The organism is Neobacillus mesonae (genome assembly GCF_001636315.1).
GTDB lineage: Bacteria > Bacillota > Bacilli > Bacillales > Cytobacillaceae > Neobacillus > Neobacillus mesonae.
Genome location: NZ_KV440949.1, coordinates 388,144 through 409,562, shown reverse-complemented (window position 1 = coordinate 409,562; position 21,419 = coordinate 388,144). Strand labels below are relative to the sequence as shown.

Annotated in this window: 22 protein-coding genes; 13 read left to right on the top strand and 9 right to left on the bottom strand. The window is 39.3% G+C overall.

Going from position 1 to position 21,419, the window contains the following annotated elements; genetic code table 11:
• Positions 1-72 precede the first annotated feature (72 nt).
• Both A6749_RS01940 and A6749_RS01935 read right to left on the bottom strand, forming a co-directional pair.
• A complete protein-coding gene (locus A6749_RS01940) occupies positions 73-1,371 on the bottom strand; it encodes an MFS transporter (protein WP_066384361.1) in 1,299 nt (432 codons plus the stop codon).
• A 240-nt stretch (positions 1,372-1,611) separates the two neighbouring features.
• On the bottom strand, positions 1,612-3,117 hold the full coding sequence (locus A6749_RS01935; RefSeq protein WP_066384359.1) for an MFS transporter: 1,506 nt from the start codon (positions 3,115-3,117) through the stop codon (positions 1,612-1,614).
• Between the two features lie 268 nt (positions 3,118-3,385).
• Here A6749_RS01935 and A6749_RS01930 point away from each other — a divergent pair, with 268 nt between their 5' ends.
• Genes A6749_RS01930 through A6749_RS28535 form a run of 3 tightly spaced genes read left to right on the top strand, consistent with a single transcriptional unit; the run spans position 3,386 to position 5,612 of the window.
• The gene (locus tag A6749_RS01930) at positions 3,386-4,723 is read left to right on the top strand and encodes a TrkH family potassium uptake protein (protein ID WP_066384355.1); all 1,338 of its coding nucleotides are present in this window, start codon (positions 3,386-3,388) and stop codon (positions 4,721-4,723) included.
• A 24-nt stretch (positions 4,724-4,747) separates the two neighbouring features.
• Entirely contained in the window at positions 4,748-5,401 is a 654-nt protein-coding gene (locus A6749_RS01925; protein WP_066384351.1) for a potassium channel family protein, read from the top strand.
• Positions 5,402-5,450: 49 nt separating this feature from the next.
• Positions 5,451-5,612: a hypothetical protein gene (locus tag A6749_RS28535; RefSeq protein WP_164745675.1), complete on the top strand. Its 162-nt coding sequence runs from the start codon at positions 5,451-5,453 to the stop codon at positions 5,610-5,612.
• Positions 5,613-5,638: 26 nt separating this feature from the next.
• Here A6749_RS28535 and A6749_RS01920 read toward each other — a convergent pair whose 3' ends face one another.
• Both A6749_RS01920 and A6749_RS01915 read right to left on the bottom strand, forming a co-directional pair.
• Positions 5,639-5,818, bottom strand: coding sequence for an H-type small acid-soluble spore protein (locus A6749_RS01920; protein WP_066384345.1), 180 nt, complete (start codon positions 5,816-5,818; stop codon positions 5,639-5,641).
• A gap of 97 nt (positions 5,819-5,915) precedes the next feature.
• The gene (locus tag A6749_RS01915) at positions 5,916-6,104 is read right to left on the bottom strand and encodes a hypothetical protein (protein ID WP_066384340.1); all 189 of its coding nucleotides are present in this window, start codon (positions 6,102-6,104) and stop codon (positions 5,916-5,918) included.
• Positions 6,105-6,636: 532 nt separating this feature from the next.
• On the opposite strand from A6749_RS01915, the gene A6749_RS01910 reads away from it, so the two are divergent.
• The gene (locus A6749_RS01910; RefSeq protein ID WP_066384332.1) at positions 6,637-8,598 is read left to right on the top strand and encodes a lipoteichoic acid synthase; all 1,962 of its coding nucleotides are present in this window, start codon (positions 6,637-6,639) and stop codon (positions 8,596-8,598) included.
• 103 nt (positions 8,599-8,701) lie between these two features.
• Complete coding sequence (locus A6749_RS01905) at positions 8,702-9,595, top strand: thermonuclease family protein (RefSeq protein WP_066384330.1); 894 nt, start codon at positions 8,702-8,704, stop codon at positions 9,593-9,595.
• Positions 9,596-9,714: 119 nt separating this feature from the next.
• Here A6749_RS01905 and A6749_RS01900 read toward each other — a convergent pair whose 3' ends face one another.
• The 3 genes from A6749_RS01900 to A6749_RS01890 form a co-directional block, all read right to left on the bottom strand.
• Complete coding sequence (locus tag A6749_RS01900) at positions 9,715-9,810, bottom strand: YjcZ family sporulation protein (protein ID WP_066384328.1); 96 nt, start codon at positions 9,808-9,810, stop codon at positions 9,715-9,717.
• Positions 9,811-9,983: 173 nt separating this feature from the next.
• A complete protein-coding gene (locus A6749_RS01895; protein WP_066384325.1) occupies positions 9,984-11,450 on the bottom strand; it encodes a cbb3-type cytochrome c oxidase subunit I in 1,467 nt (488 codons plus the stop codon).
• A gap of 1 nt (position 11,451) precedes the next feature.
• Complete coding sequence (locus tag A6749_RS01890) at positions 11,452-11,988, bottom strand: cupredoxin domain-containing protein (protein ID WP_066384322.1); 537 nt, start codon at positions 11,986-11,988, stop codon at positions 11,452-11,454.
• A gap of 243 nt (positions 11,989-12,231) precedes the next feature.
• Between A6749_RS01890 and A6749_RS29115 the strand changes: the two genes are divergently transcribed.
• The 6 genes from A6749_RS29115 to A6749_RS01865 all read left to right on the top strand — a co-directional run bounded on the left by A6749_RS29115 (position 12,232) and on the right by A6749_RS01865 (position 17,874).
• Positions 12,232-12,360 carry a hypothetical protein gene (locus A6749_RS29115; RefSeq protein WP_269085674.1) on the top strand — a complete coding sequence of 43 codons (129 nt, stop codon included), beginning with the start codon at positions 12,232-12,234 and terminating at the stop codon, positions 12,358-12,360.
• A gap of 268 nt (positions 12,361-12,628) precedes the next feature.
• Positions 12,629-13,636 carry an ABC transporter substrate-binding protein gene (locus tag A6749_RS01885; protein ID WP_066384312.1) on the top strand — a complete coding sequence of 336 codons (1,008 nt, stop codon included), beginning with the start codon at positions 12,629-12,631 and terminating at the stop codon, positions 13,634-13,636.
• A gap of 128 nt (positions 13,637-13,764) precedes the next feature.
• On the top strand, positions 13,765-14,796 hold the full coding sequence (locus tag A6749_RS01880; protein WP_066384310.1) for an ABC transporter permease: 1,032 nt from the start codon (positions 13,765-13,767) through the stop codon (positions 14,794-14,796).
• Entirely contained in the window at positions 14,771-15,565 is a 795-nt protein-coding gene (locus tag A6749_RS01875) for an ABC transporter ATP-binding protein (protein ID WP_066384308.1), read from the top strand. The genes A6749_RS01880 and A6749_RS01875 overlap by 26 nt, the downstream gene beginning before the upstream one ends.
• 165 nt (positions 15,566-15,730) lie before the next feature.
• Positions 15,731-16,354, top strand: a complete 624-nt coding sequence (locus A6749_RS01870) for an NUDIX hydrolase (protein WP_066384306.1) — start codon at positions 15,731-15,733, stop codon at positions 16,352-16,354.
• Between the two features lie 158 nt (positions 16,355-16,512).
• Complete coding sequence (locus A6749_RS01865) at positions 16,513-17,874, top strand: aspartate kinase (RefSeq protein ID WP_066384302.1); 1,362 nt, start codon at positions 16,513-16,515, stop codon at positions 17,872-17,874.
• A gap of 69 nt (positions 17,875-17,943) precedes the next feature.
• On the opposite strand, the gene A6749_RS01860 is transcribed toward A6749_RS01865, so the two are convergent.
• Both A6749_RS01860 and A6749_RS01855 read right to left on the bottom strand, forming a co-directional pair.
• On the bottom strand, positions 17,944-18,522 hold the full coding sequence (locus A6749_RS01860) for a hypothetical protein (RefSeq protein ID WP_066384298.1): 579 nt from the start codon (positions 18,520-18,522) through the stop codon (positions 17,944-17,946).
• Between the two features lie 16 nt (positions 18,523-18,538).
• Positions 18,539-19,105, bottom strand: a complete 567-nt coding sequence (locus A6749_RS01855; RefSeq protein WP_066384295.1) for a membrane-spanning protein — start codon at positions 19,103-19,105, stop codon at positions 18,539-18,541.
• 213 nt (positions 19,106-19,318) lie between these two features.
• On the opposite strand from A6749_RS01855, the gene A6749_RS01850 reads away from it, so the two are divergent.
• Positions 19,319-19,990 carry a response regulator transcription factor gene (locus tag A6749_RS01850; protein ID WP_066400653.1) on the top strand — a complete coding sequence of 224 codons (672 nt, stop codon included), beginning with the start codon at positions 19,319-19,321 and terminating at the stop codon, positions 19,988-19,990.
• The gene (locus tag A6749_RS01845; protein WP_330220436.1) at positions 19,991-21,376 is read left to right on the top strand and encodes a sensor histidine kinase; all 1,386 of its coding nucleotides are present in this window, start codon (positions 19,991-19,993) and stop codon (positions 21,374-21,376) included. It abuts the gene before it with no gap.
• Positions 21,377-21,419: the final 43 nt, after the last annotated feature.

Below are 21,419 nucleotides of genomic sequence, written 5' to 3'. Positions count from 1 at the left end.
GTAAAAGGATACTGTTTGAGGTTGCCCTGATGATTGGAGTGCAAATCAACAGAATAAAAACAGGCTGGATATTTATCCGGCCTGTTTCACAACTGCCTTTGCAGCAGCCTTTCTTTGATAGAAGAACCAGTTTAGCACAAAAGAGATCACATAAAATCCGATAAAGAAGTAGAACGCTGTTACATATGAACCTGTAGTGTTGATAGACCAGCCAAAAAGCTTTGGAATCAGGAATGATCCGTACGCAGCAAACGCTGCGGTAAAGCCGATAACAGGAGCCGCTTCTTTTGGAATAAATATATTTGGAATCATTTGGAATGTTGATCCAGATCCAATTCCTGATGCCAAGAACAACACTAGAAAAGAAATTAAGAAACCGGCAAATTGCTGTGCATTCAAGAAATAAATAACCCCTAAAGCACCGATTGTCATAACTACAAACACATAAGCTGTTACCTTCGCACCGCCAAACTTATCGGAAATCCAGCCGCCGACAGGCCTTGCAGCCGCAGCAACTAACGCTCCAAGAAAAGCCAGTGAAATATACTCAGGGAATTGTGATTTCAAAAGCAGCGGAAATGCCGCAGAGTACCCAATAAATGAACCAAATGTTCCAATATAAAGAATCGTCATAATCCAAGTGTGTTTCCGTTTCACAATGACAAATTGATCAGCAACAGATTGTTTAGCACCTGGTACATTATCCATTTTGAATAAGGCCAGCAATGTCACAATGACAATTGGAATAACCCAAACAAATGCTGCATTTTGAAGCCAAATTTCTTGGCCGTTTGACATAACTTGTTTTCCGCCAACCAAAGCAAAAGTCCCTGAAGTAATAACTAATGGAGTGACGAATTGGACAACTGATACCCCCATATTTCCTAAACCGCCATTAATTCCAAGTGCTGTTCCTTTTTCTTTTTTCGGGAAGAAGAAGCTGATGTTGGCACTTGATGATGAGAAATTTCCACCGCCTAAACCACAAAGTGCTGCTAAAATAAGCATGACTGTGAATGGGGTTTCTGGATTCTGGACAGCAAAACCAATACCTACTGCCGGAATGGCAAGGATTGCTGTAGAAATAACTGTCCAGGTTTTTCCTCCCATTGTTCCAACTGCAAAAGTATAAACAAATCTAAGTGTTGCGCCAACAAGTCCGGGAACAGCGGCTAAAGTAAACAGCTGCTCATCAGTAAAGTGAAATCCAATGTCATTTAATCTGATCGCTACAACAGACCATATTTGCCAAACAATAAAGGCAAGCATTAATGATGGAACAGAAATCCATAGGTTTCTCTTAGCATGTTTTTTCCCTTCAGCGTTCCAGAATTTTTCGTCTTCCGGATTCCAATACGTTATTCGGGCCATTTTTTTCTCCCCCAATGTTTATGTTTAATTTTTTTATCAATTATTAAGTAATTGGTGTTTACGATGTTAATATAAACCAGATGGCAGCATGAAATTTGTGACGTACGTCACAAAAATAGTGAAGGAACTGTGAACAAAGAGGTTTTGACGAAAAGTTGTCATAAGTTTAGAAAAGGGGAAGGAGCTTGGAGCTGGACAATAGAAAAAAGACCTTCAAAATGAAGGCCTCTTTTGATTGATTTATAGTCTTTTTTGTTTTTCATGATCTTCTTTAAATAACCCAACATAATGTTTTGTTTCTCCGGAATCATCTTTTATCGCTGTAATTGTTAACCATTCTTTATAGATCTCTTTATTTTTCCGTTTGTTCCAAATAGCGCCTTCCCAGTAATCCTCGCTCATTAATTGACTCCACATTTGTTCATAAAATTGCTTGTCATGTTCCCCGGATTGAAGCACACTTGGAGTTTTGCCAATGACTTCTTCCTGTGAGAATCCGGTAATTCTCGTAAAGGCAGGATTTACTTTTTGAATAATCCCGCTAGAATCGGTGAGCATAATTCCTTCTCCCGCATGATTGACAATTTTAGATGAAACATCAAGTTTGTCTTGGTAGTAAAGCCAAACAACCAATACTAATGTAGCTAATGAAAATTCAGACAGTGACATAAATCCAATGGCATAGTGCCCGGTCCAACTAAAGAGAATTGTTAAAATAATCGGCGGGAAAAAACCGCCAAGCCCGCCCATAGCGGCCACAATACCGTTGACAATTCCAGCCTGTTTTGAAAAATATAATGGTACCAGCTTGAAAATCGCGCCATTTCCGATTCCAGCAAAGAAAGCTACTAATAAGCAGCCAAAAGAGTAAATCGGCAGTGACGGTGTAAAAGATAAAAGAAATCCAGCAAAGGTCAGGCTGAAAAACACAGCCATTAAGATTAAAAATGGATTGATCTTATCTCCAAGCCATCCGCCAACAGGTCTGAAGATGGTCGCTAAAGCAATGAATCCGGCAGTACGGAGACCGGCATCAACTTTGCTTAAATCAAAGTGATTAACTAAAAACGATGGTAAATATATCGTAAAAGCAACAAAAGAGCCAAATGTGATAAAGTAACATAAGCTTAAAAACCATAGCTTAGGGTTTCGATAAACCTGTTTAAAACTAACGATAAACGAATTATTTACTTTATGCTCATTACGGTCACCAAAAAGAAAATTAATGACGGCGAAAATTAACACAATAATTAAGAAAATTAGAATTGTAGTTCTCCAGCCGTACGTGTTTGCTAATACTGGAGCCGAAAATGAAGTAATTGCAGTACCGATGTTCCCCGCTCCGTAAATCCCATTAATAAAGCCATGCTTTTCTTTCGGATAATACTTTGGCAAAGAGGTAACACCAATTGAAAAGACAGCACCGCCAATCCCCAGCATAAATCCGCCCAAAATTAACATAAAAAATGAATTGGCATAGCTGATGATCGCAATCGGAATCAGCATGATGATAAAACTAATCGTAAATAAAATTCTAGCACCGTAACGGTTGGCCCAAAAGCCAATTGGAATCCTTAGCAAAGAGCCGAGAATAACAGGCACTGCTGTTGCCCACGATATTTGTGTCGCTGAAAGATCAATATCCTCTTTAATAAACGTCATAAGCGAAGATATTAATACCCAGACCATAAAACCGACGACAAGGCTAGACGTCTGGACATAAAGCTGTCTTGATCCTTGTTTCATTTTAATCCCCCTTCATTCCATTCCCTTATTAATATTACCTTACCATTTTTCTAATATTACGAAACAGGTTCCTCAGTTGGAAAAAATTCTCTGTGTATTATAGACCAAGTTCCAATAATAAACTGTGAGGTACAGCACATTTAAGGATATGAATTTCTTTTTTTATCATAACGGCTCTTATTTACGCCTGTAAATTAAATAATTAATCTATTCTTTGGATAAGGTAAAATATAAGTCTAAATGACGGAGCAAAGTAAGGAAGGAATTTATGAAAAAGAAAAAATTCTATCTTGATCCACCGAAAATACTAGTTATCGGCTTTGCGCTTATTATTCTGATCGGGGCGTTCATTTTGACACTTCCTGTGGCGACAACAGATGGGGAAGGATTGTCATTTTTAAATGCTTTATTTACCGCTACCTCGGCAACTTGTGTAACTGGCCTCGTTGTGGTTGATACAGGGACAACGTTTACCCTTTTTGGGCAAATCGTCATTTTATCTTTGATTCAAATTGGCGGGCTCGGGTTTATGACGGTGGCTACACTTTTTGCGTTCTTATTAGGAAAAAGAATATCGTTAAAAGAACGAATTTTGCTCCAGGAATCATTAAATAATATTTCTATGGAAGGAATCGTCAGACTAGCCAAGCGAATCTTAATCTTTACGGCTGTGATTGAAGGTACTGGCGCTGTCCTATTGTCCATACGCTTTGCCTTTGATATGCCAATTGGCAAAGCCATATATTATGGAATTTTTCATTCCATCTCCAATTTTAATAATGCCGGATTTGATCTAATGGGTGAATTCCACAGCCTGACAGGTTATGTGGCTGACCCAATCGTCACTTTAACGGTCTGTATGTTAATTACTTTAGGTGGAATTGGTTTTATTGTTATGAATGAACTTTACGAATATCGCCGTTCAAAGAAATTATCATTACATACAAAAATTGTGCTGATGACAAGTTTGTTTCTAGTCGTTATTGGAACCATCGGGATTTTTTGTTTAGAATTAACGAATGAAAAAACCCTAAAACCGCTGTCGTTCACGGGGAAAATTCTTGGCTCATTATTTCAGTCGGTAACGGCAAGAACAGCGGGTGCCAATACTTTGAGTATTGGCGACCTGACGCAAACTTCTTTATTTTTAATCATATTCCTCATGTTTATTGGTGCATCCCCAGGCTCAACCGGCGGGGGGATTAAGACCACCACGTTTACGACGTTGATTGGTGCAGTATGGTCCCAAATTCGCGGGAAAGAAGATGTTATTTTTTATCGTCAGCGAATTGAATACGAAACCATTTATAAGGCATTAACCGTAACCTTCAGCGGGCTTTCGTTAGTAACGCTAGTAACGCTTGTTCTAACCATTACGGAGCACGGAAAAGATTTTCTGATGATCTTATTCGAAGCAACATCTGCTTTTGCAACAGTCGGCCTTTCAATGGGGTTAACCCCGGACTTGTCTCCAATTGGAAAGGCGCTTATTATTTTTACTATGTTTGCCGGAAGGGTTGGACCTTTAACGGTTGCCTTTGCTGTGACAATGCGCAGAAAACCTGATGCATTCCGCTATCCAAAGGGCAAAATCATGATAGGCTAGTATTTACACCAAGGAGGTACGACTATGGCTGATCAATACGCAGTAATTGGATTAGGAAGGTTTGGGCTCAACATAGCTAATAAGTTATTTGAATCAGGTCAGGATGTCTTGGGGATAGATGTGAATGAAGAAAGAGTGGATGAGGCTCAGTCATATGTTACCCATGCTGTGATTGCTGATTCGACAGATGCTGAGGCGATGAAAGCAATTGGCATCCGAAATTTCGACACTGTTATTGTGGCAATTGGAAACGACATTCAAGCAAGTATTTTAAGTGTTTTGGTGTTAAAAGAAATGGGTGTCCCGAAGGTCATTGCCAAGGCGTTAAATAAGCTGCATGGGCAAGTGCTGGAAAAAGTAGGCGCTGATTGGGTTGTCTTTCCAGAACGTGATATGGGGATAAGAGTTGCGCACCAGCTGTTATCACCAAATGTGTTAAACTTTATAGAAATTTCCAAGGATTATAGCGTAGAAGAAGTTAAAATACCGCAGCGTATGATTGATAGATCTTTAAGGGAGATAGATTTTCGAGCCAAGTTTAATATTAGTGTCATCGCGATCCGCCATGGCCATGAAATATACATATCACCATCACCTGATAAATTGCTTGATGAAGGGGATGTGCTGGTAGTAATCGGGAAAAATAGTGATCTTGAACGATTTGGAAAGTTAGATTAAATAAAATGAAGACAGATAGGATAACTTATAGGGAAAGGAGGGTGTAAACATGCCTAGAGGGAAAGAATTAGAACAATTACCGATGTCGCATACCTTACCTGGAGCGGGACAAGATACGGGGAAATTTAACAGAGAAGTCCTTGGGTCGATTGTCCAGAATGTCCAGCCGCAGCCAAGTGAAATTGAACGGGAAAACGAAGACATGGTATAGGCAGGAGATACTCCTGCCTTCTCTTTTTACTCCTCAACAAGTTCGTGAAGCTCTACAATCGTACGTTCCTCAAGCGGCCCTCTTAAATGAACCGTAGCTGTTCTGCCATCCTCATTTAATTGATCAATCCATACAGACGCGCCATTATATTTGACCTCAATATCGGCTGAAGACGACAAAATTTGTTTAATTCGATTCTGGTTCAATCCAATCACTCCTTGATAATTTAATCAGTATATTCTTTGTATTTGAGTTATGCTCTATACCATAATCTTCATTGTGAAATCGTTTGCTTCTATTATATTAACGATTATATGGGTATTGAATTTGGTTTCCATTAATGGTGCCTGCGTCATCTTCAATTGTCAGACTGTCTAAATATTGTTCAAGCTCGATTTGTAATTCCTTTGGTGCCCCCGGTTTTAAATGCCAATTCCCGGGTTCATCTACAAAATACGGACTATTTGTAAAATCCGACCTAATTCTCGGCATACTTTCCCCCCTTTTTTAACTCGGTTTTTGTATATCGTTGCCTTAGAAACTATTTTTATTCGACCCATCACGGAAAAAGATAAGGCTAAAATCATATTGCATCCTAAATAATTCCAGTATATGATAATTAGAAATCCTTTTTTAGACGCTGAGTATGAATGATTTTATGCTTTTTTGAATTTACCTTAATATTGATTGGAGCGAAGGCGAAGCGTCTAGAGTGTAAATCAAAATGCAAAAAAGATGAAACCATTCAGCTGGTATTTCGTCTTATATAATTGAGACCTAAAAATAGTCATGTCCAACCGTTAGTAATCATACAAATGAAATGGACAATTGGATAAAATAAATAGGATTGAGCTGTATAAGTAAATGGCTGTTGTCGAAATTGGCGAAAAAATATGGAAAAAAATAGCGATAAATTAAACAATTAATGGTACGAATTATGTTTTTCATTTCAATAAAAATATGGTATAGTAATGAAGTTCGTTTACCGAGGCTTTAGTTTGGTAAGTGAGGGGAGAAATTATATATGAATAAATTACGACTATCCAAAAAATTAAATAATAGTCATATTACATTTTTTGCAATTGCCGTTGTCCTATTCTGGATTAAAACGTATGCGGCCTATCGAATTGAATTTAATCTTGGTATTGACAATAACCTGCAGAAATTTTTATTGTTTATTAATCCGTTAAGCTCAGCGCTATTCTTTTTCGGGCTGGCCTTATTATTTAAGAAACGAACAAAGATGGTCATGATTATCACTAACTTCATCTTATCGTTCTTGCTGTATGCCAATATAGCTTACTATCGTTTCTTTAATGATTTCATCACTGTTCCAGTTTTAATGCAGACAAAGACGAACGCTGGTCAGTTAGGTGATAGTGCTTTATCGTTAATGTCGCCTTGGGACATTCTTTATTTCACTGATTTCTTTATTTTGATCGCATTAGCATTAACAGTATTCAAAAATGTGACGGTAACGAACAGAAAATCTTTTAAAATCGTTTTGTTATTTTCCATTACCACTTTCTTATTTAACTTGGGATTAGCTGAAAAGGACCGTCCACAATTATTAACTCGTTCCTTTGACCGAAATTACTTGGTGAAATATCTAGGTGCTTATAACTTTACGATTTATGATGTGATTCAAAATGTTAAATCCTCCAGTCAGCGGGCACTTGCTGATTCTAGTGATATTACAGATGTTGAGAACTACCGTAAGGCAAATTATGCGGCTCCAAATCCAAAATATTTTGGTAAGGCCAAAGGCATGAACGTGATTTATGTGTCAATGGAGTCATTACAAAGCTTCATGATTGATTATAAAATGCCGGATGGTAAGGAAGTTACACCATTCTTAAACTCTTTAACACATGATAAAAACACATTCTATTTTAAGAATTTCTACCATCAAACAGGACAGGGGAAAACTTCTGATGCTGAGTTTTTAATGGAGAATTCGCTTTATCCGATGGCACAGGGAGCTGTTTTCGTTAACAAAGCACAAAATACCTACCAAGCCATGCCTGCTATATTAAAAGGGCAGGGGTATACATCTGCAGTATTCCACGGAAACTATAAAACATTCTGGAATCGAAATGTGATTTATAAAGCATTTGGCTATGACCAATTTTTCGATGCCGAATACTATAACATGACAGAAGAAAATACAAAGAACTATGGTTTAAAGGATAAACCTTTCTTTACAGAGTCAATGCCAATGCTTACAGGCTTAAAGCAGCCGTTCTATACGAAGTTTATTACTTTATCGAACCATTTCCCATTTGCCATGGATCCTGGTGATACAGAATTCCCTGCAGGTGATTATGGTGATACGGTTGTAAACCAATATTTCCAATCCGCCCATTATATGGACCAGGCCTTGGAACAATTCTTTAACGACTTAAAGGCTTCTGGATTATATGATAATACAGTTGTTGTCTTGTACGGTGACCACTATGGTATTTCCGAAAACCATAACGATGCAATGGCTAAAGTACTAGGTGTCGATGAAATTACACCGCCAATTAGTGCAAAATTACAGCGTGTGCCGTTATTTATCCATGTTCCTGGTGTGAAAGGCGGAATCCAATCTCAAGTTGGCGGAGAAGTAGACGTACGTCCAACAGTACTTCATCTGCTAGGTATTGATACGAAGGATTACTTGGAATTCGGTTCTGATTTATTATCGAAGCAGCATCGTAATTGGGCTTTATTCCGCAATGGAGACTATGTGTCAGGTGATGTAATCCAAGTAAAAGACAAGTGCTATTCCTCTGAATCAGAGGAACTAATGGAAGATTCCGCAGCTTGTAGTGACATTGCAGACAGTGTTAATACGGAATTACAAATGTCTGATGAAATTGTTTATAAAGACCTTCTGCGCTTTTACCAGCCAGAAGGATATACACCAATAAACCCAAATGATTTTGACTACCTTGGACCTAATGCCAAAAAAGGGACAAAGTCTACTGAAAATAATCAATAAGTAAGAGAGAAGAACTATCTTCTCTCTTTTTTTTGTTCAGATTTTAGTTAAGTTTTGTTACAATAGTAAATATATTATTAAAGTCAAAAGAGGTATGTGCTTTATGCGGAATAAACTACAGTATTCCCTATTGTTTTTTGTTTTCATTCTATCTGTTTTTCTTTCCGGATGTGCAGATTCTGAAACTGCTTCAAAAAACCCCAATAAAGAAAACTCAAATCATGCCGCACCGCCTGTTGAGCAAAAGGCAGACCAGCCTAAAGAAGCGGTACCGGAAAAGAATGTACCAACTGTATCCAAAAGCGATAAGAAACTGATACCTGCTGTTATTGTGAAAAATATCGACGGTGACACTGTTGAAATAAAGTTCAATAATCGAATAGAAAAGGTAAGAATGCTTTGTGTGGATACGCCGGAAACACATCATCCCCGCCTGGGAGTTCAGCCGTTTGGACCTGAGGCATCGGATTATACAAAAAAAATCCTTCCTGTTGGCAAAAAGGTAGAGATTGAACCAGGGATCGGCGATGGCCGTGATAAATACGGCCGCCTGCTGGCTTATATTTATGTCGATGGCAAAATGTTTAATAAAATGCTGCTTGAGAAAGGGCTGGCCCGCGTTGCCTATATTTATGCACCAAATACTAAATATGTAGATGAGTTTTACGCGATTCAGAAAAAAGCTCAGAAAAAAGGTGTCGGTATTTGGTCGATTGAAAATTACGCACAAGAGGATGGATATCATTCCGATAAGTCAACCAACAATCAACCGTCCAAAACGCCTTCAAAAAATATAGGCGGGGGCAGCTTCCAAAATAACCCTAGTGACGACAAAGAAACAAACTTGAACTGTAAAGGTAAAATTAAAGGGAACGCCAATTCTCATATTTACCATGTTCCTGGCGGAAATTACTATGATGCTGCTAAGGACAATATTGTTTGGTTTTGTTCTGAAAAAGATGCACAGGATGCCGGATATCGAAAATCTAAGAGGTAGTATCATAATAAAGGCTGAGCACCGAACGCTCAGCCTTTATTTTAGGAGGATTACAGGATAGTATAGAACAATCCCACTGTCATTTGTGGAGGACTGCCGACTGGATGGTTCCTTTACCCTTAGTAGAAACTACCGAAGGAAGTACCTACGATGATTAACAGGATAAACAGAACAACAATCAAAACAAAGCTCATGCTTCCACCATATCCACTCATTATGCTACACCTCCTTATGCTTTACTAATACAAAATATGTAGAAGCATGTCCAAACGATTGGACGAACTGCCCGAAATTGTTAAAAGTATTTAAAAAAAGGCTATTCTAAAAAAGTATTTTAAAATAAATGAAAAAACAATCCAGCCGAACATTTTCGGCTGGATTGTTTTTATTATGAAACAGATTTAAAGATTTTTTCTTGCGGCTTTTTCCCCACATTTCTTAAACCATAAATAAATCGAGTGGTAAAGATTACTGCAGCGATTATTACAAAAGCACCACAAATGGCACCGATTTGGTCTGAACCGGTCCATTCTGGTAAATGCTCTGCCCAGCGGCGAGGGACACTGATTTTTCCAGCATATAGAAATGAGCCTGCTAAACCGGAGAAGAAAAGAAAATAGATAGCAATTGCAAACTGATCAGTGCCTGTTTGTTTTTGGGTACCTTCTGTTTTATTGAAATAATACATGAAGCCAAAGATCATCGCAATTACACCCATTCCCATATAAGTATGGAAATGTCCAGGTACCCATTTTGTATTATGCATGACGTGATTTACAACAATTGTTGCATCAATAATTGCTGGAACAGCACCGGCCACCCAGCCGAACATCGCCAAAAACATCATACTAGATGCAAAGTCCCATTTAACAGCTGAACGGAATACAATCATCAACGCACCATAGGCCGTTACAACCATAACTGGCAGACCATTAGCATATGAAAATACTTGTCCAATAATTAACATCCATTGCGGTACCGCAAAGTCCATTAATAGATGGTGCGTATAGATCATCAATGTAAACAGGGTAGAACAGTTCCATGCAATGAGAAACGCTTTATTGGGTTTCCACGGACGGCCTGTGTATTCAGATAATATTTCGTAAACGGCAATAACCGCCATATAAATCGTACAGTTTGCAAAGATATGTCCAAAAGCATAAGTTAAATGTTTTGCCATCATTGGATCAAAGGAGACAGCAGGGAACAAAATATTGATGATTGACTCGACTAGGGCTGTTGCCCCTGCGAGGACACCTACAGAATTTGCGATAATCACCATTGTAGAAGCAACAACAGCAGAAGGCGGTCCATAACCTTTCTTGCCTCTAAAAATATAATCCCAGCCAAGTGATTTACCTAGGCCGCCATATTCTTTGATAAGTCTCGCAGCTATATAGAAGTACATAATCAGATACCCAATACCTAAGATTAACAAGCCAAATAGGAATAGTAAGGCACCCGTTGTACCATATATTTTTGCCGAGGCAGAAGGCAGCGGATAAAGGAAGGTCCAGCCATCAGAAAAATTAAACACAAAAATAGCAGCCAAGACCATAATCACCCCAATTAAAGTGAGAAACAAATTGGTGAAAAAGATCTTCGGATTCAGCTGAATATACTTTGATAAGAAATACCACATGATGGCGCTTCCACCTAATGCTGCGATGCCAACCATCCCAGTCCCGTGGATTGTCATGATCTCGTAGAATAACTGTGGCGAAATTTTAATTGTATTTCCTTGGTTTAATAACATCATAACACCAAAAATCATCATCAATACAAGGACAGCTGAGGTAATCGTTAAGGCGGCAGCAACGCCTTTTTTAATGGAATTTCGCGCTATTGTTTCCATATTAGTTACCTCCCTTTGGTTTGACCACAATATCTTTAATCATCACGTGATGGCCGGTGCTGCAATATTCCAAACACATAATTTTGTAGGTGCCAGGTTTATCAAACGTTACAGATAATACATTTGTATATTTAGGCATAGCCTGTGTTTGGCCAATGAGTTCCAAGTCAGAGTCGTATAAACCAAACCCATGGGTGACGTCCTTGCTTGTGACGCGAAACTCTACTGGCTCCCCAACCGTAAAGTTTTCATCACTTAATTCCCATGCAAATTGAACCCCCTTTACATCAACAACCTTGCCAGTTGATTCTGCCAATGCATGCTGGGCATGATATGGAAGTCTGCTTAAAGATAGGCTTGTGGCAAACCCCATAATGGCAACCAAAGCTAGAAAATAGAATTTTCGAATTTTGTAGCCTTTTTCTTGTATTGATGCATATTCTTTGAGTTTTCGAGATTCCCCATAAACGAATGCAAAAGCAAGTCCAATGAGGAAAACGAAAAAAAGTGTAGCGTACCATGCAATGGATTGGTACATTTTTTATCCCTCCCATTTTTGATTTAGGCAAACAAGAAGTCCCCCAACTCCTTGTTTGTTTCCATACTCATTTTAAACGGCAATTTGTGAAAAAATAGTGAACTAAATCATACCTTTCTAGTGAATTCCAATACGTTCATAAATTTTTTGGTTGACTATTTTAAAACAACCCTCATATTTTTGGAGTTTGTTTCGAAGGATATTAGTGAAAGAAAGTATTTTATTACTCGGGAGGTTAGATAGATGGGAATAATGGTTATTGATATCGATACATTACTAGAGGCAACGTTAGATCTAACAACTGAGAACAGTCTTTTCTTGATGAAACAAGTAGAGATCGATAAATTGCTTGATAAGACGCAAGATTGGTAAATTGTTAAATTTGTTTCCTTCACTTTACATTTCAAATACTTTTCTAGGCCTTCTGTAGGAACAGAAGGTTTTTTGTTTTGGGAATCATTGCTGAAATTCTTTGAATTTTGCTCCATCCCGATAATTCCTATATGTGTGAATAACAATAAATTTTAAAAATATTTTTCCTATTTCTATTGCTTTTGACCTAAAAAAATACTAGAATAGTTTTTAATATACGAATTTTTAGAATACTCTTTTTTAACCAAACAAGGGGGAAATTGAAACGATGAAGAAAACAGTAAAGGGGCTTTCCATCGCATTAGCCGGAATGTTGCTTCTAGCCGGATGCGGCAGTAAAGAATCTTCAGGGGATACAAAACAAGGGGGAACGGAGAAAGAAAAGAAGACATTTACAGTCGGTATTTCGCAGTTTGCGCCACATCCTTCATTAGATGCGGCAACAGAGGGGTTTCAAAAGGCATTAAAAGATAAAGGAATAGATGTGAAATTTGATGTTCAAAATGCACAGGCAGACCAAAATAATACGCAAACTATTGCAAAGAACTTTGTCGGGGACAAGGTGGACTTGATTTTTGCCAATGCAACACCAAGTGCTATTGCTGCTCTTAATGCAACGAAAGATATTCCGATTATTTTTACTTCCGTAACGGACCCGGTTGGCGCAGGATTGGTAGAAGCGTTTGATAAACCTGGTAAGAACATAACAGGAACAACAGATAACCATCCTGAAGCAACAAAGAAAACAATCAGCTTTATCACAGAAGAAGTAAAAGCGAAAAATGTCGGTGTTATCTATAATGCTGGTGAACAAAATTCAGTTGTTCAGGTTGATGAAGTGAAAAAGCTGGTAGAGGAAAAAGGTGCCAAGCTTGTGGAAGTTTCTGTAGCTAATACATCAGAGGTAAAACAGGCTGCGGAGTCATTGGTTGGACGTGTCGATGCGATTTATGTTCCTACAGATAATACGGTTGTAACAGCGCTTGATGCTGTAATTGCTGTTGCAAACAGCAAAAAGATCCCATTATTTGTCGGTGAACTGGATTCAATGAAAAAAGGCGCGGTTGCGGCAAGCGGCTTCAGCTATTATGACCTAGGCTATCAGTCAGGTGAAATGGCTGCTGAAATCTTAAGCGGAAATAAAAAGGCGTCAGATATTCCAGTGGAACTGCCTAAGAGCTTGAAGCTTGTTATTAATAAAAAAGCAGCAGAAGCCCAAGGTTTAACCGTAAAAGAGGAATGGAGCAGCCTTGGTGAGTTTTATGACGGAAATTAATTAATCATAAGCTGATCAGGAGTCAATCTTTTAAAGATTGACTCCTTGACTGAACGCGAAAAAAACTTTTTTTAAGATTAATATACTTCCTCGCTTAGACCTGAAGACTTAAAGAAAGGATGATCTTATTGTTTACAGCGATTTTTGGATCTTTTGAAGCTGGTATTATCTATGCGATTATGGCTCTGGGCGTCTATCTGTCCTTTCGAATCCTGGATTTTCCCGATTTAACAGTAGACGGCAGCTTTGTAACTGGAGGTGCGATTGCAGCCGTATTAATAATGAGCGGCGTTAATCCTTATGCAGCAACAGTGGTGGCACTATTTGCAGGTTTTTTAGCCGGATGTATAACAGGTGTCCTGCATACCTTCGGAAAAATCAATAATTTACTATCCGGTATTTTAATGATGATTGCCCTTTATTCTATTAACTTACGAATTATGGGACGTCCAAATATTTCGATGTTAAATACTGAAACCGCTTTTTCAAAGATTGAGGCCGTATTTGAAAAAACAGGCATTGATGCATTTTTTAATAATTTTTTGACGATGGTTGGTTTAGGGGACAGTCTCCCGGAAACCTGGGGCATCCTCATCATGATGATTATCGTGACCTTTGCGATTAAATTACTGACCGATTGGTTTTTACAAACGGAGATTGGTCTTGCAATTCGGGCTACTGGTAACAACAAGCGGATGATTCGCAGCTTTTCCGCCAATACAAATCTACTGACCATTCTAGGACTTGGTATTTCTAATGCCCTAGTCGCCTTTTCCGGAGCCCTGATTGCCCAGCAGGGAGGATTTGCAGATGTCGGTATGGGGATTGGGATGATTATTATTGGTCTGGCATCGGTTATCATTGGGGAAGCCTTATTCGGGACAAAAACAATTGTCAGAACGACCCTCGCTGTCATTGGCGGCTCTATCATTTATCGAATTGTTGTATCCATGGCACTCCGGTTTGAATTCCTCGATCCGGGTGATATGAAGCTTATAACTGCCATTATTGTGATTATTGCCCTAACCATGCCGAAAGTATTGGACTATTCAAAAGAAAAGAAACGCAAAGCCCGCCGAAAAGCGGAAAGGCTGAGCATTATAACAGCATCTGTCGAAGGGAAGGGGGAAAATCATGCTGCAGTTAAATCAGATTCATAAGATATTTAATGAAGGCTCTCCTGATGAGAAAATTGCCATCGACCATATAAACCTTTCCCTTAAAGCGGGAGACTTTGTCACCATCATCGGCAGTAATGGTGCAGGAAAATCGACTCTTATGAACATCATTTCTGGCGGTTTATTCCCGGATGTGGGCGAGGTATACATCGACGGTAAGAATGTCACTATTATGACAGAATATAAGCGTTCAAGAATGATTGGACGTGTTTTCCAAGACCCTATGGCAGGGACAGCTCCAAGTATGACGATTGAAGAGAATCTGGCCATGGCGTATTCACGGAATAAGGCAAGGACCTTTAGAAGGGGTGTAACGAATAAGCGGCGTGAATACTTCCGCGAAGTGCTGGAAACCTTGCATCTTGGATTGGAAAATCGACTTAGCGCCAAGGTAGGATTGTTATCAGGCGGGGAGCGTCAGGCACTTTCACTGTTGATGGCAACCTTTACGGAGCCGTCGATCCTGCTTCTTGATGAGCATACGGCTGCACTAGATCCCTCACGAGCAGAGTTGATAACGAACATCACAAAGGAAATTGTCGACCGTTATAAGCTGACAACATTAATGGTAACACATAATATGCAGCAGGCAATTGACCTTGGAAACCGCCTTATTATGATGGATAAAGGGCAAATTATTCTTGAAGTGAATGAAGACCAGAAGAAAGACCTTACAATTGAAGGCTTATTGGAAGAATTTAAACGGATACGCGGTACACAAATGGCAAGTGACCGAGCGATTCTTTCGTAAGTACCTTTTTTAATGGTAATCTGTAATCTATCTCCAAAAAGTAGAAAATAAAGAGTAAATGGTTTGTAACCCGGCCGAGATGGCCGGGCTATTTTTTTCTATGGAATACTTCAAAAACGTGTTATGGTAATGGTAGATGAAATTGATTTAGTGAGAGGTGGAAGCATGGAACTGGAAGCGATTATGTCAAAATTAAAGCAGCATACGCCAACCATATTAGGCAGCAGGGAATATTCCAAATATGCTGTCATGGTGCCGCTAATTCAAAAGGATGACGGGATTCATGTATTATTTGAGGTCCGATCGCTCCAATTAAGACGCCAGCCGGGGGAAATTTGTTTTCCCGGGGGAAGAATAGACCCTGAAGACAGGGATGAAAAAGCTGCGGCTATTCGTGAGACGAAGGAAGAATTGGGTATCGACGAAAGGGACATTTCAGAGGTGTACCCGCTGGACTTTATGGTTTCACCTTTCGGCATGCTGATTTATCCGTTTGCAGGGTTTATCAGTGAACAGGAAAAGATTAAAATTAATCCTTTGGAAGTGGGGGAAGTGTTCACCGTCCCGCTAGAGTTCTTTATGAACAACAAACCGGAAATACACCATGTAGAATTTAAAGTAATCCCCCAGCAAAACTTTCCATATGACCTGGTCGTCGGCGGCAAAAACTACAAATGGCGCACCAGAGGAATAGAAGAATACTTTTATATATATGAGGACAAAGCCATTTGGGGAATGACAGCAAGAATACTTGCACATTTTGTTGAGTTGGTGTCAGGCACCATGTGAAAAATTCACAAGGTGCCTGACACCAATTTTTTACCCCTTTCCCGCTCCTTGTCCACTCTAAAAGGACAATTGTCCATATAGGGTGGAAAAAAAGACTTGATTATTTTCTAAATTGTAATAAAATTAAATTTATATTTTTGGTTTTAGGAGATGAAATCATGAAGGTTATAAAGTTTGGAGGATCATCCTTAGCATCAGGGACGCAATTGGAAAAGGTATTTGAGATTGTGATTTCAGATCCTGAGCGTAAGGTTGTTGTTGTTTCGGCTCCAGGGAAAAGATACCCGGATGATACGAAAGTAACAGACTTATTAATAGAGTGTGCTAATAAACACCTAGAGAATAAAGAGCCTAAAGAAGAATTCGAGGCATTAATAGAGCGATATACAGCGATTGCAGATGAACTGGGGCTGCCGGCGGAAATTATTGCTGAAATTAAAACTGATTTTTCAAATCGGTTAAATGCAGATAAAAGTAATCCAGATCGATTTATGGATCTTGTAAAAGCAAGCGGTGAAGATAATAATGCCAAATTAGTAGCCGCCTTTTTTCGTAAAAAAGGAATCGATGCGTCGTACGTTGATCCTAAAGAAGCAGGGCTTTACGTCTCTGATGAACCCGGAAATGCGCAAGTACTTCCCGAAAGCTATGAACTGCTGTTTAAACTACATGAACGTCCAGGAATTCTGGTGTTCCCAGGCTTCTTCGGGTATAGCAAGGAAGGGGAGGTATTCACCTTCTCCAGAAGCGGTTCAGATATTACGGGATCCATTCTTGCCAATGCTCTGAAGGCTGATTTGTACGAAAACTTTACCGATGTTGATGCTGTTTACGCGGTCAATCCAAGCTTGATTGCACGACCGAAAGAAATTAAAGAATTAACCTTTCGAGAAATGCGTGAGCTTTCCTACGCCGGTTTTTCCGTGCTGCATGACGAAGCGCTTGTTCCGGCTTTTCGTGCGGGCATTCCCGTTCATATTAAGAATACCAACAATCCTCAGGCGCACGGAACAAAAATTGTCGCGGAACGGGATAATACCAATGGTCCTGTAATAGGTGTGGCAAGTGATGAAGGATTTTGCAGCATTTATGTCAGTAAGTACTTAATGAACAGGGAAATCGGCTTTGGGCGGAAGCTGTTAAGTATTTTGGAAGACTTAGGTTTATCGTATGAACATACGCCATCTGGCATTGATGATTTATCGGTTATCTTAAGAGAAAATCAGCTAAATGCCGAAAAAGAAGCGGAAATTATACGCCGGATTAAATACGAATTGCACGCGGACGAAGTGAAGATAGTGCACAGCCTGGCACTGATCATGGTGGTTGGCGAGGGGATGCGTCATAATATTGGAACAATGGCCAGAGCTTCAAAGGCATTAGCAAAGGCAGAAGTAAATATAGAAATGATTAACCAAGGCTCATCCGAAGTAAGTATGATGTTTGGCGTTAAAGAAGTGGATGAATTAAGGGCAGTAAAAGCTATTTACGAAGAGTTTTTTGCGGCGGTGCCCGTGTAAGGGCGGAATTAAAAAGCAGTGCTAACGTGGAATGTTAGCCTGCTTTTTCTTTTTCTATTCGCTCGGAAACTATTTGCTTTTATTCAGCTTCAGCTTTGTTCTGATACCGCTCCAGCAGGCGATGACAAGACCGCCGCCGGTATCGGCAATCAGGTCCGTCATCGTATCCTTGTTGCCGCCGCCTTGTAAGTTCATCCCGAAAAACTGATCACAGCTAAATTCATAGATTTCCCATAAGACCCCGCCAAGTGCGGCAAAGGCGAAGGTAAACCAAAAAACAAACCAAGGGGATATCGCATTTCCCGCATTACGGTGGATCATTCTTTCATATAATGCAATCCCGGCAAAGGCGATAATTCCTCCGCTGATAAAATGAACAAAGGTATCCCACCAGCCAAGTCCATACCAGCCGCGGATTGAGCCTAAATACTGAGACAAAACTAAAAATAGTAAATAAGAAATAACAATCGGCAGGTTGAACTTCAGCTTTGTAAACAATGCCAGCAGCAATGGAATGGCGCCGCATACTATGCCGCTGAAAGCAACAGTTGCTTTAAAAGATTGACCTTGAGTTAAATAGTACACTGCCAAGATTGCCATGAAGATGACATAAATGGTACTTAAGATTATCACAAGCTTTCGATTCATGCTCAATCCCTCCAGTCTATATCTGCTTTTTTCGATAAAGAGAATAAATGCTCACTAAGATTCCACCGCCGGTCCCCCATAATAGATCGAGCATTGTGTCACGATTGCCGCCTCTTTGCATTGTATGTGTAAAAGTTAAATCCCCTACAAATTCATATATTTCCCAAACTACACTCGCTAAAACCGCAAGCGACAGAACGAAAAGAAACAAAATCCAAGTTGATACATCTTTCCGCCGGTTTTCAGGGATTAGGTGTTTAAAAAGGGCTATTCCAATGAAGCCGACAAAGATTCCTTTATAAAAATGAAGCATCGAATCCCACCATTTAAGATGCAGATAAAAGCTTGAAATTGAACCAAGAAATAAAGTACAAAACAAAAAAAGATAATAGCCGATAATCATCGGCATGTTAAACGGATTGTCTTTCATTCTTAATAATAACAGCGGTAACGCGCTGACAAGAATACCGCCGAGGGCTACCTGCCACCTAGATGAATCGCCTTTAACTAAATAGTATATAAACAATGCAGCCATAAAGAGAATAAAAAGGATACTCAGCCAGATAATAAGCTTGCGTTTCATGTAATGCACCTCTTGCCATAGGAGTTATTCTCAATTATGTCCAATTTTTCATCATTCTAATGGTTTTAGTTGATGTTACTGAAATGGAATATACAAATCTTTTCTGCTATTTTAATAGCAAAACTAGTAACGTCTCATGGTTTCATTCTTTCAAAATAATGATTCATTAGGTAAACTGTATTCAGAGTAAAGAAAATGAAGCGGGTGTTGAATTTGAAAACCATTTTAATCGTGGACGATGATGTGCACATTCGGGAATTGGTAAGAAGTATTCTTATGAAGGAAGGGTTTAAAATTTTACAGGCAGAAAATGGAGCATCCGCAAAGAAACTGCTTCAGGAAGAAGTCTGCGATCTTGCGATTGTCGATATCATGATGCCTGTCATGGATGGCTATCTGCTGACAAATGAAATTCGTAAACAATACGATATTCCGGTCATTTTATTAACGGCAAAAAGCCAGATTGAAGATAAAGAAAAAGGATATGAGGCCGGGACTGACGATTATTTAATTAAGCCATTTGAACCGAGAGAATTGGTTTTCAGGGTAAATGCCCTGCTTAGAAGATATGGAATGGCCGGAGAAGCCAATATTAACTTAGGATCAATCTATATCAACAAAAAGAGCTACGAGGTAAGTATAAAGGGGAAAACGTTTATGCTGCCGCTGAAGGAATTTGAACTCTTAGCCTTCTTGGCAGCCCATCCAAACCAGGTTTTCAGCCGCAGCCACTTGATCGAGAAGGTTTGGGGGATCGATTTCGCCGGAGACGAAAGAACGGTGGATGTCCATATCAAGCGGTTACGGGAGCGTTTTACCGGAATTACCGATGATTTTACAATCAAAACCATACGAGGGGTGGGCTATTCCCTGGAGGTTGTTTAAATGAGGATGAAATCGTTATACAGCAAATTTGCCTTTATAACAATCATGATTATGATTGTCAGCGGCATCATTTCCTTTTTACTTTCCAATGCCTATTATCAAGTCAAATTAAAGGAGCAAAATGATTCAAAGATCACGAATTTTGCGTTTGAAATTGCTGACTTTGCAGGCAGACATCCAGTGATCCGCTTAGACGATTATTTTGACCATATTGGTACGATTGGCTATCAAATAATGGTGGTTCATGAAGATGGACAGCGGCAATTTTTTGGATCTTCCTTCCGGGTTCGTAATCTTTCCGCTGCGATATCAAAGAAAGTAATGCATGGGGAAATTTATCACGGTATCCGTGAGTTTCCGCATAAAACATTTGTAACCGGATTTTTTGCAAATGAATTAAAAAATTCTGTCGGCGTTCCTTTTGAATACCGCGGTGAAAAATATGCCTTATTTATCAGACCTGATATTAAGCTGATGTTTAATGAAATGCATGTACTCTTTGGATGGCTGCTAATGATTTCAATTATTTTAAGTATTGTATTTGTGCTTATTAGTACAAAATATCTTGTGGAACCCATCAGTAAATTGAATCGAGCAACAAAGGAGATTTCGGAGGGGAATTATTCTATTAGGCTCGATATTGACAGAAAGGATGAACTGGGCCATTTAGCGGCCAACTTTACGGCGATGTCGGAAAAATTGGCAAGGGTAGACAGCCTCCGCCGTGAGCTTATCTCAAATATTACTCATGATATCCAATCACCGCTGACCAATATTAAAGGGTATTTAAATATGCTGAGAGAACCGGATAAGAGTATGATTGAGAAGGAGCAGTGTATCTCTGTGATTGATTCTGAGGTAGACAGACTGTCAGAGATGACAAAGCAGCTGCTGCTCCTGTCCTCCATTGAAAGTAAAAGAGATTTAATGGAAGTTCAACAGGTGAATATTGCAAGTCAGATTAGAACTGTCATTCATCAATATCAATGGAGCATGATGGAAAAAGGGATCATGTTAAGTTTCGAGCTTCCTGATACGAGCATCATTACAGGGGATTCGAATTTGTTATATTCCGTTTGGGAAAACCTGTTAACCAATGCCATTAAATACAATCGGGATAATGGCTCGATTGATGTCGAGCTTACTGAATCAGATTGTAAGTTTACAGTACTAATAAAGGATACAGGTATTGGGCTAGATACAGATGAAAAGGAACGGATTTTCGACCGCTTCTACAGGGCTGATGCATCAAGGACCCGCACCGTAAAAGGTACAGGGCTGGGATTATCAATTGTAAAGTCGATCATTGACCTGCATCATGGGCAAATTGAAATTGAAAGTGAAGCGGGAAAGGGAACAATAGTAAAGGTAATCATTCCTAAATAGAAGCATTGTATTTTTTTGAATAAGCTTCATAAGTAGATACCAA